Origin of the sequence: Alteromonas lipotrueiana (assembly GCF_019249245.1) — a bacterium.
Lineage (GTDB): Bacteria > Pseudomonadota > Gammaproteobacteria > Enterobacterales > Alteromonadaceae > Alteromonas > Alteromonas lipotrueiana.
Genome location: NZ_JAESDK010000006.1, coordinates 55,697 through 73,462 on the forward strand (window position 1 = coordinate 55,697; position 17,766 = coordinate 73,462).

The following is a 17,766-nucleotide window of genomic DNA, read 5'->3' on the forward strand; positions in this document are numbered from 1 at the left end:
TACACAGTGAGCTTAGTAGCGAAACTTTCCGACCTGACCGGTCAGCTCGCTGGCTAAAAGGTCTAATTGCTCAGACACTTTTACCAAACCACTGGCGGTAGACAGGTTTTCATCACTATTGACACTTATATCGCTGATATTGTGATTAATATCCTCTACCACCTGGTGTTGCTGCTGAGTTGCTGCTGCCACCTGCGTGTTCATATCATTAATACGGGTAATGCCTTGCGAAATTTGTTGTAACAGTGAGTCTATTTCGTTCGCCGCCGATACCACCAGGTCGGTTTGCTCGCGACTGGCCTGCATTTGGCTAACCGCCTGAACCGAGTCTTGGCGAAAACTGTCGATTTTGTCCTGAATTTCATCGGTAGCACTGGCTGCACGCTGAGCCAGGGTACGCACTTCATCGGCTACCACTGAAAACCCGCGGCCGTGCTCGCCGGCTCGAGCTGCTTCTATCGCCGCGTTTAAGGCCAATAAATTGGTTTGTTCAGAAATACTACGAATAGTATCTAAAATACCGCCTATGGCAGAGGTATGGTCATCTAATGAACCAATAGTGCCCGACACGCTTTCAACATGAGACGCCAGAACATTAATGGCGGTCACCGCACTGCTTGTTTGTTCACGGCCCTGTAAAGTTGTGGCGGTGGAACTGTGCGCATCGGTGGCCGCCTGCCTGGCCCAGTGGGCTATTTCCGCGACCGAACTGCCCATTTGGGTTAGCGCAGCGGCAACCTGCCTGGTTCGGTCGCGCTGAGCGATGCTATTTTGCTCTGTCACTTTCGAACGCTCAGCCACTCCGGCGGCAGAGTCGCGTAATTGCTTAGACGTTTCAGCCACAGCGACAATAGTCGTGTGCAGAGAGCTGACAAACCGGTTGAACCCCTCAACCAACTGACGCATTTCTTGTTGTGCGGGGGGAGGTAACCGTGTGGTCAAATCCCCTTCGCCACGTCCCAGTTTGGCAAACGTTGCAGATAACTGTTCGATAGGGCGGGTAATAGAACCGGCTAGTAGTACCCCAAGACCTGCAAATACGACGGCTATCGCAATAGCCCAGAATATGAGTTGGCGCATGGCACTGTTTAAACCAGTATAAAGTTCAGTCTCTGGTACTTGTGCAACAACGTACCAGTTAGCGCTCGGGACAAAAGAGCTCGCCAGAATATACTGTGCGTCTTTTGCAGTATGCTGTGCCAGATTAAAGTCGTTGGTGTTAAGCAGTGTGTTAGCGACTTCGGGCGAGCTAAAGCGGGCAAGCGTGGCTTTGCCCACTACGTCAGGATCAGGATGAGCAATAATATTGCCTTGTTTGTCGGTAAGATACACCAGTCCAGAGTCAGCAATATGTACATTGTTTAAAATGTTGACTAACTCATCAACTGTTTTAGCAACTCCTGACATTCCGCGTCCTTGCAATTGCTGATAATTTGCATAAAGCCGGTAGCCAACTCCAGGCTCGTTATACAGACTCAGTGAGACGGGGTTATTGCTGTCTTTGTAGGCGAAAAACCATCCATCGCGTTTATCATTTTGCAGGGTGCGTAAAAAGCCATCCTGGTTCCAGTATTTAAAGGTCTTACGGTCGGCATACGAAGCTGCAGCTAAATCATTATGTTGTGCCAGCTGATTCAAATAACCAACGACTTTTGACTCACCGGCGGCATCGGCTCCGGCCGCTGACCACGCTATAATATCGGGATTCGTGGCAATCGCGTGGGCGACCGTAGTCATCATAGTGGCTTCTTTATCTATACGATTACCCAGCTGTTTAACAATACTGGGTAATTGAGTCTGCTCAACGTTGGTACGTAATAAATCGCGGGTAATATATTGGCTGAGAAGCCCCACTAACGCGGTAGACAATAAGACCGCCACCATCAAAATAGCAATGAGCTTTTGCTTAATACTTAATGCACTGATATTCATATTTTGCCTGAGATAACTACCATTCTGGTGTGGATAAAATCTATATAAAAACCCCGCCACTGTTTGCCCAGAAGTTTGCACCGAGTCATACGCTGGAATGCTGGTAAGGTGTGAGGTCTGTTAACAGATACTGCAAGATATTCGCAGTTTTTATGATGCTAGCGACCTGTCCAAGAGATGAGGAAAAGGTTCCGGATTAGCCCTGTCAGTATAGCCAGTTACAACGAGGATGTAGCCAAATTTTAGGTATGCAGATTGCTACCTGAGGATAGTAAAAAGGCCTTGTCAAAGACACTAACAAGGCCCTGGTTTACAAGGTCTGAAATTTACTGCTTTTGTTCTTCCGGAAGGGGAAAACCACGGTCGCGCATTAATGCATCAACTTTAGCTTCACGGCCACGGAATTTACGATACGCTTCGGCTGGCTCCATCGCATTACGAACCGAGAACAAATATTTTACCAACTTATCAGCAACTTCTTCGTCATAAAAACCGCCCGGGGCTTCAACAAATGCTTCAGCGGCATCAGCGGTTAGCACTTCAGCCCACATATAGCCGTAATACGCGGCTGCATAACCTTCGCCTGAGAAAACGTGACCAAACTGTGGACTGCGATGGCGCATCACAATTTCTTCTGGCATATCCAGTTTTTTCAGTTCTTCTTTTTCAAAACTGTCCGGGTCAATATTTTCAGGATCGGTAGTATGATACTTCAAATCCATAATGGCAGAGGCCATATACTCTGTGGTCTTAAAGCCTTCATTGAAGGTGGCTGCCCGCTTGATTTTTTCAACCAGTTCAGCAGGAATAGGCTCGCCGGTCTGATAGTGCACCAGGTAGTTGTTAATCACTTCATCGGTAGTTAACCAGCGCTCAAGTAACTGCGACTGAAACTCGGTGTAATCACGTACGCCTGAATGTGAGGAGGGGTAAACCACATCTGCGGACAAAAAGTGCAGGGCGTGTCCAAATTCGTGAAAATAAGTTTCAGCGTCATCCCAGGAAATCAACGTGGGTTCGCCTTCGGCCCCTTTAACAAAGTTTGAGTTGTTTGACGACAGTACCGTTTCTTTACCATCAAAGGTAGTGAAGTTCCGATAGGTGGTTGCCCAGGCACCTGAACGCTTGCCTTTACGGGCAAACGGGTCTAAATACCACAAACCAATGTGTTCGCCAGTGGTTTTATCGGTTACTTCCCATACTTTAACATCTGGGTGGAATACCGGCACTTTGCCTTCAGCAACTGGCTCAAACTCAAAGTTGAATAACCGGCCGGCAACATAAAACATTGCTTCACGAAGTTTACCTAGCTGTAGGTATTGTTTAACCTCGTTTGAGTCCAGGTCGTATTTAGCTTTACGTACTTTTTCAGCGTAATAGCGATAATCCCAGGGTTTGATCGTAATGTCAGCGCCTTCTTTGTCGGCGATAGCCTGCATGTCAGCCACTTCATCTTCTACCCGGGCTATGGCCGCAGGCCAGACTTTCATCATTAAGTCCATGGCGTTTTCAGGGTTTTTAGCCATACGATCTTCTAAGCGCCATTGGGCATAGTTTTCATACCCCAACAATTCTACACGTTCGTCACGTAGCTCCAGAATTTGTTTGATAATGGCATTGTTATCCTCCGCGTCGCCATTGTCGCCGCGGTTGTAATAGGTGCGCCACACCTGTTCGCGCAATTCGCGGTTGGTGGAATAGGTTAAAAACGGATCCATCGAAGAGCGGGTATTGGTGATAGCGTATTGGCCTTCTTTACCACGTTCAGCAGCGGCAGCCGCAGCGGCTTTCACAAACGACTCAGGCAGACCATCCAGTTGGCTCTTATCGATATACGTTACATAGTCTTCTTCATCAGCCAATACATTGGAAGAGAACTTTGTATAGAGCTTTGCCAGTTCGTTGTTGATATCAGCGTAGCGTTTTTTGGCGTCCCCAGATAGCGTTGCCCCGTTATGAGCAAAGCTGTTGTAAGTCAACCAGGTGATACGCTGTTCTTCAGGTGTTAACGTTTCAAGCTCATCGCTTTCGTAAACGGCTTTAACCCGGTCAAACAGCTTTTTATTTTGAGTTATTTTAGTAAAAAAAGCCGATAGACGGGGTGACATTTCAGTTTGAATTTCACGAAACTCAGGGCTGGATTTGTTCGAACGCCAGATGCCGTAATAAGTAAACACACGGCTTAACACTTCGCCGGCGCGTTCCATTTCTACAATGGTATTTTGAAATGTTGGCGGCTCGGGGTTATTGGCAATTTTTTCAATTTCAGCCAGGTTTAGTTCCATCCCTTTTTCGAGGGCCGGTTTCAGGTCAGCCAGCTGCATGCTTTCAAAAGCAGGTACGCCGCTGTAAGGCCCCTGATAAGGCTTAAGCAGCGGGTTTTCAAACTGCTGGGTTTGGGTGTCGGTGGCTGTCTGAGTTGAAAGTGTTTTTGTTTCACTATTGCCTGAGCAACCAGCTAAACCAAAAACGACCGCAGCGGCCGTTAATGATGCAGTAAATTTATGCATAGTAGTTCCTGTCAATCGTTATCATTTTGTTAGCAAAATCCATACTAGTGGATAGTAACGAGAAGTAAATCGTTATGGCCTTTATAAACGGGATTTTTACAGTGATAAAACGTAAAAATCAGGCAGTTTGTCGCAGCAGCATGTTCGTCACAAAATGATAACAAAAAAAGGCTTGAGGCCAATAACCGTAAGGGTTTACACTCTGCTCGAAATTTAATCGATGGCATTTTTAAGGGGTGAAAAGGCAATGCTGACAGAAATATTGATACACGGCTTGCCACTGGTAATGGCAGTGCTGTCTTTTTGGTCAAATACCGAGCGTAAAGTCCTGTTTTTAAATTTGGGCCTGTGTATTACTATCTCTACTTCACTGGCGCTGCAGGAAGCCTGGGCCGGGGTACTGGTAATGAGCATAGCTGGCTTAAGCACCAGTTATCGGCTTATTACAGACAAACTGGTAGATCAACGTATTACTGCAGTTCTTATTATATTAATGTCATCACTTATCGGCTATTTAAATACGATAACAGGTAAAACAGGCTGGTTAGAAATATTTCCGGTAGTGACCTTTATTTTATATCGCTTTGGGGAGCTGCATTGCCGCGAAGCAGGCTTAAGGTTGTGCATGATCAGCGGCTCTTTGTTGTTTGCTACTTACGCGTTTGTTAATCATAGCTGGGGTGTAGCGGCTACTGAAAGTTTGTTTGCCCTATCAAACAGTTGGTACCTGTTGCAAATTCGTCGTCGTCATCGTCGTATGCTGAGCGAGTCTTATTAGTCCAAGGGTGGTATTTGCTCATTATCAGGCAAATACCACCGTTTTGTTGCGATGAATTATCACTCTGTCTTCTAAGTGGTAGCGTACACCGTGGGCCAAAGCAGTTACCTCACAATCTTTGCCTTTACGAACCATATCCTGTGCATCATCACTGTGGCTTATACGTTTTACCGCCTGCTCAATAATAGGACCTTCATCTAAATCACTGGTGACATAGTGACAGGTAGCGCCTATTAATTTAACGCCCCGGTTGTAGGCTTGCTGATAAGGCCGGGCCCCGGCGAAAGATGGCAGAAAGCTGTGGTGAATATTAATGATCTTGCCTTTGTACTGATCGCATAAGGTATCGGGAAAAATCTGCATAAATCTGGCCAGTACGGTCAAATCAATTTTGTATTCATCAAGTAGAGTAGCTATTTGAGCAAAGGCTTGTGATTTACTTTGTCCTTTAAAATCAACCCAGTGAAAAGGGACTTTGTACCAGTCAGCAAACTGCTTAAGCTGAGGGTGGTTAGAAATAATACATGGAATATCGCAATACAATTCTTCACTGTGCCAGCGATGCAGCAAATCGACCAGGCAATGAGAATCAAGGCTACCTAATAGCGCCAGACGCTGTTTACGTGACGAGTCGGTAAGTTTCCACTGCATGTTGTATTCTTGCGCCAGTGGTGTGAACGCTTTGATAAACTGACGATGATCCAAGGCTAGCCGATGGGTGCCTATTTCGTGACGCATAAAAAAACGACCAGTCTGTTGGTCGGTATGATGATTTGCTTCAACAATGGTGGCCTGTTGATCGGCTAAAAACTGAGAAACACTTGCGACCAGACCAATTTGGTCGGGACAGTCAATCACAAGTCGAAATGTATGTTGCATAGCAAACTCTATAATGAAAACGGCTGTCCTTTTTTACCCACCCCTTGTGCAATTGTAAAGAAAATATCTACTCCAGCCCGCGTCTTAAGCGTTCACGAACAGTCAGATTTTCAGTCAGCCGCCAGCTTTTGCGAATAGGATAGGCGACAGAGCCTGATGAACTAAACGACTCAAATAAATGAAACTGAGTAAAATGACACTCTATTTGGGGGGTAAATAAAGGCGGTGGCATATTGTCGGTGGCTTTGCGGGCAATAGTCACATGGGGCTGGTAGGGCCTTTGTTCGGTTTGAATGCCAGCAGCCCGGGCCGCTTTTTTTACCTGGCGTACCAGTTCGATTAAATTGTCAGGTACATTGGAGGGGGCGCAATGTAAAATTTTAGGGCCGGCCCACCAGCCAGTGCTATCCAGACTTAGACTCACAGGCGTTTGCTGAATGTCGTCTAAGGCATTAATCAGCGTTTCGTGCTGTCGGGCTTCTACATTACCTAAAAACGCCAGTGTCAGATGAAAATTAGCCGCCGGAACGGCCACTGCAGACTTTTTACCCCCTGTTTTTGCGACTTTCTTGTATGAGCCTGGTTCACGTTGGCCTCGCTCGTCCCGGCCCGAAGCTAACGGTGTTAAATCGGGAAGAGCCTTCCTACGCCAGTCATCTAAAGCCAGTTTATTGCGTACTGACAAATCCAGCCCGACAAAACAACGCATATTCATAGAGTCTCCTTTTGGCCCGTCTGAGCAAATGTGCGGTGGGCATTTTGCTAATGACTACGTAAAATAGGGTTTCTTTGATTGTCTATTGCCTGAGATGTGTATGTCTTGCTCTACTTTTGTTTTTCCTGCCCAGGCTATAGCTGGCCCATTATGTGACGCGCTTTACCAGCGAAATGCTATTGTATCGGCCCCACCGGGAGCTGGAAAGTCTACTGTACTGCCCTTAGCGTTACTTGCACACTTTACTAACAAAAAAATTGTATTGATGCAGCCCCGCCGGGTAGTCGTGCGCAGTTTAGCGAGCTATTTAGCCGCGCAACTGGGTGAAGAGGTAGGTCAACAGGTAGGGTATCGGATACGAGGCGAAAACAAGGTTAGCGCAGCAACACGTCTTGAAATTATCACCGAAGGTATTTTAACTCGCCGTATTCAGCACGACCCCGAACTTACCGGGGTCGACATTATAGTATTTGATGAATTTCATGAGCGCAGTATTCACAGTGATTTCGGACTGGCGCTAAGCCTGGAGATACAGCAAAGTTTGCGCGAAGACTTACGCCTGGTGGTCATGTCGGCCACATTGGACACCCACGCTGTGTCAGCCTTAATGCCTGAGGCTCAGGTGCTGTCTTCTAAAGGTAAAATGTACCCGGTAGCAGAAGTCTATTGCGGTCAGGTGCCAGGGCATCAGTTACATCGAAAGGTTAGCGAGGTTACCCTGCAGGCGTGCGAAAATTGCCGGCAAGATGTATTGGTTTTTTTAGCCGGAGCGGGCGCAATACACAAAGTGGCCCAATTGCTTGGGGCGCAGATAAATACCCACCAGGTGGTGCACCTGCTCTATGGCGCGCTGACCAAACATGAACAGGATGCCGCCTTAGCACCTGACCCACAGGGGCGGCAAAAGATTATTCTGGCCACCAATATAGCCGAAACCTCTTTGACCATTGCTAATATTGGCGCAGTCGTCGACAGCGGACTTGAAAATGTTGCGCAGTTTCATCCTGGCTCCGGGCTAACTCAGCTTGTAACCCAGATGATCTCGCAAGCTTCGGCAACCCAGCGTAAAGGACGCGCGGGTCGGTTGGGGCCCGGTACCGTCTACCGGTTGTGGCCCAAAGAACAGCATGAACGTCTGGCACGCCAAAGTTCAGCGCAAATTTTACGAGAAGACATTACGGGACTTATGCTTGATACCCTTTGTTGGGGAACGCAAATTGAAGATTTAGTTCTGCTTGATCAACCCAGTCAGGCCCAGTGTAATGCTGGCATAGAGGTGCTGAACCAGATTGGGGCAGTGGATGTCCATAGCCAGGGTGATGCTCACAGTCAATTAGATAAGGCGCATTGTCAGGTGACGGGTTATGGCCGTAGTCTGGCCGCATTGCCGTGTCATCCCCGCCTGGCGCATATGCTGGTTCAGGCAAAGCGTAGTACTCATGCACTGGCCGATGAGCTGGTGCAAGCAGCAGTGTGGGTGGCCGCGCTGGCGGAAGATACGATGAAAGTAAAAGCCGATACCAGTGTGCGCGATACGTTACTTACGCTTGATAAACCCCAGCTTCGACGCCTGCAGCGACAGGCGGCTCGATATTTACAACAGCTTGATTCAAACACTACGCTGGTGTCGGTTGACAGGCTTTCAAGCGCGGTAATTGCGGTGGCTGTAGGCATGGCGTACACCGATTTGATTGCCTTTCAGGCTCAACATAAACAATGGAAGCTGGCCAGTGGCAAAGGCGCTATTATTTCGGCGCAATTGGGTAACAGTGGGTGGATGGCGGTGTTAAATGGGCATCAGCGAGAAGGTCGTATGGTAGTCAGTCTGGCTGAGCCAATCGCCGAAACAGATATTGTTGCCTGGTTCGGCGATCATTTTCACACAACCGAACAGGTGAGTTTTAACAGTGCTGAGCTACGGATGGAAGCACGCAAAGTACGTTACTTTAAAGCAATAGAGCTCAACAGCTCACCGTTGCCGGCGCCAGCGTTAAAACCTCTGGCCCACGCCTGGCGAGAGCATTTGCAAACTCTGTCTGTAGGTGACTGGCCAATAGATGATAGCGCCCGACAATGGTTACAGCGGTTATCGTTGGCCGGACAACTCACTCTGCCACAACCCCAGGCTTTTAGTGAGCCAGCATCGTGGCCCCAAAATGAGTGCCCGCTAAATTTGATAGACACGGCAAGGCTTGACGGTGCGCTGGGACGTTGTCGTACCTGGCGACAGGTGAGTGACTTACCCTGGAGTAAATTATTCCACGAGTCTTTGCCCTGGCCTATGCAAAATGCCCTGGATACGCTTTTGCCCAGGCGTTATAAAGCTCCTTCAGGACAGACACACAAACTTGATTATCAGAGCGATGGACAGGTGGTACTGGCTGTGAAAATGCAGGAGATGTATGGACAAGCCGAAAAGGTCACTGTTGCCCAAGGCCGAAAACCTGTGGTGATTTCGTTGTTATCTCCGGCCGGCCGCCCACTGCAAATGACCACTGACATAGGACAATTCTGGCAAGGCAGTTATCAGGAGATTAAAAAAGAAATGAAAGGCAGGTATCCCAAGCTTATGCGAAGAATGGAGGTTGACATGGAAAAGGGAAGTGAAAATAGTGTTGACAAAAAGAAGTTATTAAAAAGAAGGGGAGGTAGAAATAAAGTTGACAAAAGAAGGTGAACAAAATGTTTGTTGACTATAGAAAAGGAACTATAATGCTCGTTGACAGTACTTCACATTTGTCAGGAGCAGTAAATAATGGAGTTATCCAAAGCACAACGAATCACCTTTATCCGCAGAACCAAGGACGTAAGTGCTGATATCTATTTTGATAAAGCGCCCTCGAACGCATTGCCGCAAGTTGTTAGGCATGCGACGGAAGAAGAGGGTGTGGAAGAAGAGTACCGCTATTTTTACACGCCGATTGATTCAAGGATTGCTCCAGACGATTCCGTCTATAACTTTCCATTTTTGCTTCATAAAGACGGGCGACCGTGGAAAGAAGGCAATATGTACCTTTGGCATCTAGCGTCTGATTTTAAAAAGCTCGGTTCAGAAACAGACGCAATTCAAACCACCGCTACCTACCTGCTCGATTATCTCATTTTCTGTGAAGAACAAGGAATCGACTATTTAGACTTCTCACAGCGTAGAGCTGTAAACAGACCATCTTATAGGTACTTTAATAACATGGTTGACAGTGGCCGTGTAGCTGCTGGCTCAATCAATTTGAGAACGGGCAAAGTCTATTACTTTTTCGAGTGGCTATTCAAACAGCCGGGTTATGAAAATGATATTGATAGAGTTGATATGGCTCAGGATTACACTCATTTCTTTGACACCGCAACTGGCTCAGCTTCAGTTGAGAGAAAGAAGCGAAATCAAACTGTCTCTGTATATAAAGAATCAGCGCCTGTCTCTTCTGGCAAAGTACGAGACGAGGGTGAAGATCTAAGGCCGTTAGCAAAAGGTGAGCGTGAAGAAATCGTTGGCATATTAAAACGAGATGAATTCAGCGTAGAGGAGCGTTTAATAGCCCAGCTAGCATTATATACAGGTGTCAGAAAACAAACAGTCCTAACACTACGAATGAAGCATCTTGAGCTATTTAAAACAGAGGCGCTGATTGAGAAAGATAGAACATATCGTATTACCGCAGGCCCCGGCACAGGAATAGATACAAAATTCGATAGGAAATATACGTTCTACATACCAAAAGGTCTGGCGGAAGAGCTAGAGGTATATGCAAATAGCAGTGTTGCTAAAAAGCGCAGAGCAAAATTTCAGGAAAATTATGCGGAAGAACATCCTGATTTAGAGCCTATTGCAGACGAAGATATGTATATCTTCATTTCTGAACAGGGTAATTGCCACTACATGGCAAAGAATGACCCACGTTACAAAGTAATGCGAAAGGACTCACGTCCCAAGGGTAAACGCACAGATGTGCTATGCAAGAAGATTGAGCGTTTTGCTTCAGAGGACTTCCCGAAAGACTTTGTATTCCACTGGTTAAGAGCAACCTATGCACTGCGCTATTACGAGACGTTAATAAAGATTGAGGAATACAAGGTTGAAAAAGGGATTCAAGAGCGTCCCAGACGTTTTGACATGATACTGCGAGATGTGATGGTTAGGCTCTGTCACAGAGATATTAAAGTCACACAGTCATACCTTAATTTGTTCGAGAACTTTGATGAGCGTCAGGAAGCTCAAAATGCCTTTGAAGACTTTGTTTTTAGGGACTTTGATGAAGAGTTCAATAGCACTGGAGAGGAGAAGTAACAGTGTCATTAAATGAAGCAAATATGGTCATAAGAGAGACCGTTGTATTAACTCCTGCTCAGCTAAGAGGAGATATTGATCATCCTGAGAACGTCAGGCTGAAACTGGATGAAGCTGTTCGCGCATCTCCAATTGATATCGGAAGTCTAGCTTTTTCGAAAAGAAGATTTACTTACAATATGTGGAAGGAGGCAGCAGTTCCTACTCCTGTTGTTCTTAGTTCTTTTAGAAGAGAGAGACTCGATATGCTGGTAGCTCTTTTTGATTACCTTTCAAGTACAAAATATCAAGATACCACTAGAGAGACTTATTTTGACAACTTCAAAAGTGTTATTGATGCCTGTGACCAGCTTGGCTTTGCTGATTTTATGGAAAGTCCTCAGAAATGCCGCCATGCCTATAAAAATTTAAGTAATGAGTGGAGGCATCAACTTAAAATGGAAGATATGTCAAATGGCAAAGCATCTCTTTGGCAAGGTACTTTTAGAACACTCATTAGGCTCTGTTTCGGAAAAGATGAAGCAGCTTTCATAGTTGAACGTATCAATCCGATACCACGTCAGCGCAATCGCACAAAGCCGCCTAAAGAGCAGCATTTCATGACCTTCATACAAACAGCAATAGCTTTGGCAAGACAACTAAAATCATTTGTTATTGAAGAGAAAGACTTCCCGATAAAGCTGAAAATGCCTGATTATGAAGCGTTTGTATTTCAGTCTCAAGGAGGTAACGTCAAAACACCTTTCACGACATTCCATCGTGGCATTTACAACTTTGAACAAGGGAGGCTGGCCACGTTCGACGAGTGGAAAGATACTGTAAATCATGGTTTGAAATCGGATTACAGCGACAGGGTATCTAACTTCGAAGAAGTAAACAAAGACAAACGGCATGAAAGGCGTATAGATTTTGCAACCTTGAGCATGCAAGCCTATATGAAAATTTTTATCTTACTAACAGGTGCTCAACCATCCGAAGTAAAGCAACTAGAATATTCAGAAAATTTTGAGTATGAAAAAGACAAGTTCAGCAATGATTTCAGGGCGATTAAACTTCGGGCTAAAGGCAGAGAGGTTTCATATAACTTGGGTAATATCTATGGATACAAATTATTTAAAGAGTATCTTGAAGTCAGAAAATGGATCTTAAACGGAACAGAGTGTAAGTACTTGTTTTTTACTACCGGGTCTGGCAACACGATAGAGCCAAGGCAGCTCAGAAGTGGGCGAGGCTTCAATAGATATTTTGATAGGGTTCGAGGTATCTACTTGTCTAATGATTTGAAGGATATAACTTCTTGCCCTGCAAGAAAGTATAAAAACTTAATACTCAACCAGTTAGAAGTAAACTTGAAAACAAGGGCTTCTTTGTTAAATCACACTGAAGAAACAAACACGTCGGATTACACTGAAACCACGCCAGAAAGACAGGCAAAGGAGTTTCAAGCTCATTGGGAAGCAGTTAAAAAAGCAAGAAAGCATGTAGATTTAACAGGCAAGCACAGTAAAAAAATTACAACGGGCCACTGTGTTGAAGAAGGTGTGCCTGAGTCAGAGATAGATAACCCTCCAATCGAACCAGACTGCAAAACCCAGTATGGCTGCTTATTCTGCGCCAAATACAGTTGTCACGCTGACGAAGAAGATGCACATAAGCTCTACAGTGTACTTCGAGTTATAGACATAGTTAGAAATGAATCACCGGATTTTAACCATGCCGAAGAAAAGTTCCAGACCCTCTCAATCCGCATCAATGAGATATTAAAATCCGTGGGCGAAAAATCTGCTGACCATCAAGCCATGATAGAGTGGGTGGAGAAAAAAGTGATGGTTACCGGAATATTAACCCCTTTTTGGGAGCGAAGATTAGACCAGTATGAACGAATGGGGGTGATCGCTAGTGCCTAATCTAAATGAAAGACTAAAAACGCTGGAAAATACATGCTTTAACGCAGATGAACTAACAGATGCCCTTGCTCCTGATTCGCTATCATTTGATAAATCAGTTGAACTCGAAATACCGCATGACTTTGTGCTGTGCAGAGATACGAACAACAAGGTTACGGCAATGTTTGGCGATAACGTTTGGGACTTTAACCCTTATCGATTAAGCGCTAATCGAATAAGCGTTTTTAACTTCGAAACAATTACAGAAGGGAGTAGCTGCCCACATACAAGTGCAATTATCAATGAGATGAAGATCATTTTGTTTCATCTGATGTATTCAAGACCCGCAGGCCACACAGGAATGCTGGCCGTGAGTACGTTATACAATTATTTTATCGTCTTATCAAAAGCAGCCAAATACTGTATTAGGTTGAGTGAGATCCCTACTTTAGGCGAAGTAACCTTAAAGGAATTGTTCTCAGATGAAAGACTATTCGCTTTATTTGTCACAGAACACCAAAAACCTGCCTTCAATAGCAAAGCAAAAGCACTAGTCAATGGGTTGTTGTTTCTTGGTGAGTCAATACTTAGATTTGATGTCACAGCAATAGCAGATGTGGACATTGACCGACTCGACAATGACCAAACTGTAATAATTCCACAACGTATATACTTGCTAATTGGAGATCATTTAGAAAGTGATATCAAGCACATACATAAGTATTCTCGACGCATAGCTGCTTTCTTAGCCAAATTTAAAGATCCTTATTACGGCCTGTCTCACGAGAGACAAAAAGCATTAGCTGTGGGTGGCACAGCACAATGGCGTCCCGATATGAGTCAAGCGTTAAAAGGGCATGGACTAAATAAACTTTTTAAGGGTGAATTTGGTGTTTCTAATCGCAATGAACTTCAAAAAGTACTTGCTAAAATACAGTACATTTGCAAATTAACACTTCATTACTATACAGGCATGCGTAACCAAGAAGTGCAGCGTATGAAGCCTAAATCGATTTCAAAATCTGTTTGTTCAGAAGAAGTGAAGGCTAAAGATGGTAAAGTCATTGATAAGAAAAAAGTGGTTGAGGTTATCTCATCTACAACTAAGTTTACAGGACAAAGGGTTAAGGTATCTTGGTTTGCGCCAGATGAAGTGAAGATGGCAGTAGCGGTATTGGAGAGGATTCATAAAGGATTAAGCGCTCTCCATAACTTAAATCTGAAAGATGACTGGCTATTTACAACCACCGAATTTATAAAGGTAAATAAACAAATCTCAGAAATCTATCCTGCTACATTCAGAGAGCGGCACAAACCGTCATGGTTGAAAGACCTTGTCGTCACAGAGCTTGACTTTAAAGAGCTAAATAACAGTGATGATGAAAGAGATTTCTTATTGGAAGAGAAGTATCAAATAGGTGAAGTGTGGCCTCTTCACAGCCATCAATTTAGGCGCTCTCTAGCGTACTATGCCAGCAATGCAGGCTTTGTCTCTGAGGCATCGCTTAAAGCCCAATTAAAGCATGTTACACGAGCCATGACGCGCTATTACAGTAACAACTTTGAAAAGACTGAGTCTATCTTCGGTTACTTCAATGAGAAGACGGGCAAATATGAGTTGCCGCCAGAGCATATCATCAAAGAGTTTCGTACAGGTATCCCATACAACATGGCTGACCGAGTGCTTTCAGACATCCTTGGTAGTGATGAACCGCTCTATGGCAAAACGGGTTCATACATTGAGCGACAAAACGAAGCACTCCGTAATGGCGAAGTACTGATTACAGAGGTAAGGGAAGAGACCGTCAAGAAAGTGGAAAAAGGTGAATTTGCCTACCGAGAAACCCTCTTAGGCGGTTGTACCAAGGTCGGTGATTGTGACAGCTTTATGCTTGGTGACTTTACTAGCTGCCTAACGTGTGAAGGGGCAATTATTAAAGAATCTAACGTTGATCGAGAAATAGAGCTAACCGCAGAAGAGCTTGAGCTATATGAAGATGATTCTGGTGAGCATCAATTAACTAAGGCGAATCTAGACGCACTAGTTAAGTTTAAAAAGCACAGGATAAACAGAGAGCCTTCAGAGGCGGCAGAGGTATAGGTTATGGCAGATGGTAAACTTAAAGCATGTGAAGAAGCTCTGGAGCGCTTAATTGTCGGAGAAACAGTTAATGTTGACGCTAACAGTTATGACGAGATCACATTTGGCCTGATAGAGCGTGAAGCTGGCACTGTTAGCAAAGGCTACATCAAGCAAGACAGAGACAAATTCAAAGCAATTGTAGACAGGCTTAAAGATCATAAAGCGACTGTCGCTAGTCAACCTGCTAAAAAGGGTAAAAGCGTTCTTCAAAAGCAAAACGAGAAGTTGCAGCAGCAAAAAGAAAAAGACGCCGAACTAATTAAAGAGCTTACGTACAAGCTTCACATCATGATGGCTGATAACCTCAAGCTAGTAGAGCGAGGCAGAGAGCTTGAGAAGGAAAATCTAGCTTTGAAAAGTGGAAAAATCATCCCGGTTCAAATGGGTTCAAGGCACTGATAACAGTCAATCGCTGGTGATTGTAAAACTTGCTTTTACATTCAGCAGGGATTCAACAAGCGAAGCGCGTTAGCACATTTTAAAAGTCAGGAGTTCTTTATGAGCGAACAAGAACAGATCAGCATCGAAAGCTATCAAAGATTTGGTCGCAAGCCCAAGCGTATTTCAGAAGACAATATCCATGAAGTTGTATTCGATTTGTGCTTTGAAACATACAAATACAAAGACGAATTTCAGTATGATTTTGATGCCAGAGAGCACCTTAAGGAAGTGGTGAATTACCTTAACAGCAAAGGATATTCAGTAACTCGATCTTCTAAGTGGGTTAAAGAAAAAGTTGACGAATTGTTCGAACAATTAGCTGGTGATGGCGTCTCTGAAGAGAAAGGGCAAGAGTTAATAAAAGCGATTAAAGAAGCGCAAGAGAGTGAAGTCAAAGCCCAGCAAGAAGATATAGATAAACTTCAAGAAGCGATTGATGCGCTTGGCCCAGACTTCTGGAAACGCTATCAGGCAAGTAAACGTCAAAGCATACACAAGCGCCAAAAGCGTAAAAAACAAATCTCTATTGAACTTAGGCTTTTTGAACAACTAACTCGTCGCAAGCAAAATAAAACATGGGATGCGCTCTTAATCGAGATGAAGCAAAACCATGATGACTTAACTCGATTAATGGCTGATGCGAATGTCACGAGCTTCTCTGGTCTAATAAAGAAATTAGAATCCTCAGGCGTGATTGAAGAGGGTTATGATGAGAGGCATTATTAAGAGCAACTTGAACTGGTAACACTAATCCAATGTTAAATCAGAACTGCGCTTCTTAAATACTAGCTATTCATACCTTGCCCTTTAAGCAACCTATTTACAATAAAGCGGACACTCCCTACTTTTTTTTATTCAATAAATCAAAGTTAAATGGGTACTCTTTCGACTCGTTATCATACTGATACCCAATAAACACTCCTTCGTGATTCATTTTAGGAGCGAGGATTGAGTATTGACGGCTAGACACTGCGTGAGGATCTTTGCCTTCTGAATATAAATGTTTCAGCAGATTTAAGGCGTCGTCGTATGAAACTTCTGAAGCTACCCGATTTACAATCATAGATTCTGAAACGACGTTCCCATCTACGGCAGTCACTACTTCTGTTTTTGGTTCGGAATAGACATCCCATTGATCTATTTTTTGAAGCTCTTGTGAGTTAGCAGACACATTCCCCGCATTATACTCATTTGCGATGTAAGAAAATGTTACAAGTACAGCGGTTAGGGAAATTCCTATATACGCGCTTTCAATTGACCCCGTTTTGAGACATGAAATTCCTGATAAGATCAAAATCCCTAATGAAATATTTACTGTGTAGTTCGCTTTGAGTTTGTCAAAAAAAGTTGCACGCCGGATGTAAAAACTGCTCACGAGAAGAAGCATTGTGAAATATGTGGTCCAAAGCAAGTACTCAGGGAACAGAAATGCTGATACTAAGGTAACAACTACCAGCCAACCCCCTAGTGCTTTAAAGTTCCTGTTATTTAATTGAAGCTTCATTTTCCTATTTGCCTTATGTCCTTGGTTAAGATCAAAATTCCACTAAGTACACTTTGTGGTTGTCTTGTAAATTTGTAAAGTGTTTTAGACGGAATGCAGCCATAGTCATCAAAAAACTCCAGCGTCTGTGTCCCTCGGCTAAATGCAACGGCAGCAGAAAGCTCTCACCAGTAAAGTCATTTTGGTCATAAAAGTCCTTAAACACTACAATCGGAGAGGGAAATGTACCGAATTCCAGCATATATTTTCCAAGGAAACTTTCTTTTGCATCTGGATTGGTGAGTATGTTTTTGCCAGCTTCTAAGCACCTTGCTTTAGTCACTTTGAAAAGCTCAATTTTCTCTATTTCTTCGGTAGACATTTCAGTTAAATTGAAAGTCCAATCCTCGATGTTTAGATGCGTAAACTTCTTTATAAAATCAGCATTATGTCTGAATACCCATTGTGAAATAACCTCGTCAGGAAAGTTGGGGAGGACGGAGTTTACCCTTTGAATGAACTGCTCTTTAGCTTCATCTTGCAAGTTCAACTCTTGTGAATATATGCGCTTCGACATCTCTTTGTGACCTCTGGAATCCCTATATATCACTCACACTTGGCAGAATTACTATCGTACTTTCTAAAGAGTCTGAATACTAACTATAAGTATTAAGTAGAACATTGACATATCTTCCGTGTAAAACATTAATGTTACTG

General features: G+C 44.2%; 13 protein-coding genes. 7 read left to right on the forward strand and 6 right to left on the reverse strand.

Annotation, left to right across the window (positions count from 1 at the left end; all coding sequences use genetic code 11):
• Window positions 1–12: 12 nt before the first annotated feature.
• Both JK130_RS05915 and JK130_RS05920 read right to left on the reverse strand, forming a co-directional pair.
• Entirely contained in the window at window positions 13–1,932 is a 1,920-nt protein-coding gene (locus JK130_RS05915) for a methyl-accepting chemotaxis protein (RefSeq protein ID WP_218353326.1), read from the reverse strand.
• 326 nt (window positions 1,933–2,258) lie between these two features.
• Complete coding sequence (locus tag JK130_RS05920; RefSeq protein WP_218353328.1) at window positions 2,259–4,442, reverse strand: M3 family metallopeptidase; 2,184 nt, start codon at window positions 4,440–4,442, stop codon at window positions 2,259–2,261.
• Between the two features lie 247 nt (window positions 4,443–4,689).
• Here JK130_RS05920 and JK130_RS05925 point away from each other — a divergent pair, with 247 nt between their 5' ends.
• A complete protein-coding gene (locus JK130_RS05925) occupies window positions 4,690–5,220 on the forward strand; it encodes a YgjV family protein (RefSeq protein WP_246587706.1) in 531 nt (176 codons plus the stop codon).
• Between the two features lie 24 nt (window positions 5,221–5,244).
• Here JK130_RS05925 and purU read toward each other — a convergent pair whose 3' ends face one another.
• The gene (gene purU, locus JK130_RS05930; RefSeq protein WP_218353330.1) at window positions 5,245–6,099 is read right to left on the reverse strand and encodes a formyltetrahydrofolate deformylase; all 855 of its coding nucleotides are present in this window, start codon (window positions 6,097–6,099) and stop codon (window positions 5,245–5,247) included.
• Between the two features lie 67 nt (window positions 6,100–6,166).
• A complete protein-coding gene (thpR, locus tag JK130_RS05935; RefSeq protein ID WP_218353331.1) occupies window positions 6,167–6,814 on the reverse strand; it encodes an RNA 2',3'-cyclic phosphodiesterase in 648 nt (215 codons plus the stop codon).
• 100 nt (window positions 6,815–6,914) lie between these two features.
• Between thpR and hrpB the strand changes: the two genes are divergently transcribed.
• The 6 genes from hrpB (at window position 6,915) to JK130_RS05965 (ending at window position 16,292) form a co-directional block, all read left to right on the forward strand.
• Entirely contained in the window at window positions 6,915–9,491 is a 2,577-nt protein-coding gene (hrpB, locus tag JK130_RS05940) for an ATP-dependent helicase HrpB (protein ID WP_218353333.1), read from the forward strand.
• A 78-nt stretch (window positions 9,492–9,569) separates the two neighbouring features.
• Window positions 9,570–11,096, forward strand: coding sequence for a site-specific integrase (locus JK130_RS05945; protein WP_218353335.1), 1,527 nt, complete (start codon window positions 9,570–9,572; stop codon window positions 11,094–11,096).
• A gap of 2 nt (window positions 11,097–11,098) precedes the next feature.
• On the forward strand, window positions 11,099–13,003 hold the full coding sequence (locus JK130_RS05950; RefSeq protein ID WP_218353337.1) for a hypothetical protein: 1,905 nt from the start codon (window positions 11,099–11,101) through the stop codon (window positions 13,001–13,003).
• Window positions 12,996–15,083 (forward strand): site-specific integrase, encoded by a 2,088-nt coding sequence (locus JK130_RS05955; RefSeq protein WP_218353343.1) that lies wholly within the window; start codon window positions 12,996–12,998, stop codon window positions 15,081–15,083. Before JK130_RS05950 ends, JK130_RS05955 begins: the two co-directional genes overlap by 8 nt.
• A 3-nt stretch (window positions 15,084–15,086) precedes the next feature.
• Complete coding sequence (locus tag JK130_RS05960) at window positions 15,087–15,524, forward strand: hypothetical protein (RefSeq protein ID WP_218353345.1); 438 nt, start codon at window positions 15,087–15,089, stop codon at window positions 15,522–15,524.
• 99 nt (window positions 15,525–15,623) lie between these two features.
• Window positions 15,624–16,292, forward strand: a complete 669-nt coding sequence (locus tag JK130_RS05965; protein ID WP_218353347.1) for a hypothetical protein — start codon at window positions 15,624–15,626, stop codon at window positions 16,290–16,292.
• Window positions 16,293–16,407: 115 nt separating this feature from the next.
• Here the strand turns inward: JK130_RS05965 and JK130_RS05970 are convergent, their stop codons facing one another.
• Together JK130_RS05970 and JK130_RS05975 are read right to left on the reverse strand one after the other, a co-directional pair.
• On the reverse strand, window positions 16,408–17,070 hold the full coding sequence (locus JK130_RS05970; protein WP_218353349.1) for a hypothetical protein: 663 nt from the start codon (window positions 17,068–17,070) through the stop codon (window positions 16,408–16,410).
• Window positions 17,071–17,101: 31 nt separating this feature from the next.
• The gene (locus tag JK130_RS05975; RefSeq protein WP_218353350.1) at window positions 17,102–17,593 is read right to left on the reverse strand and encodes a hypothetical protein; all 492 of its coding nucleotides are present in this window, start codon (window positions 17,591–17,593) and stop codon (window positions 17,102–17,104) included.
• Window positions 17,594–17,766: the final 173 nt, after the last annotated feature.

Coding starts and splice junctions, on each gene's coding strand:
- JK130_RS05965 (WP_218353347.1), top strand. CDS start 15,624: ATGAGCGAACAAGAACAGATCAGCATCGAAAGCTATCAAAGATTTGGT.
- JK130_RS05915 (WP_218353326.1), bottom strand. CDS start 1,932: ATGAATATCAGTGCATTAAGTATTAAGCAAAAGCTCATTGCTATTTTG.
- hrpB (WP_218353333.1), top strand. CDS start 6,915: ATGTCTTGCTCTACTTTTGTTTTTCCTGCCCAGGCTATAGCTGGCCCA.
- JK130_RS05970 (WP_218353349.1), bottom strand. CDS start 17,070: ATGAAGCTTCAATTAAATAACAGGAACTTTAAAGCACTAGGGGGTTGG.
- JK130_RS05945 (WP_218353335.1), top strand. CDS start 9,570: ATGGAGTTATCCAAAGCACAACGAATCACCTTTATCCGCAGAACCAAG.
- thpR (WP_218353331.1), bottom strand. CDS start 6,814: ATGAATATGCGTTGTTTTGTCGGGCTGGATTTGTCAGTACGCAATAAA.
- JK130_RS05925 (WP_246587706.1), top strand. CDS start 4,690: ATGCTGACAGAAATATTGATACACGGCTTGCCACTGGTAATGGCAGTG.
- JK130_RS05960 (WP_218353345.1), top strand. CDS start 15,087: ATGGCAGATGGTAAACTTAAAGCATGTGAAGAAGCTCTGGAGCGCTTA.
- purU (WP_218353330.1), bottom strand. CDS start 6,099: ATGCAACATACATTTCGACTTGTGATTGACTGTCCCGACCAAATTGGT.
- JK130_RS05920 (WP_218353328.1), bottom strand. CDS start 4,442: ATGCATAAATTTACTGCATCATTAACGGCCGCTGCGGTCGTTTTTGGT.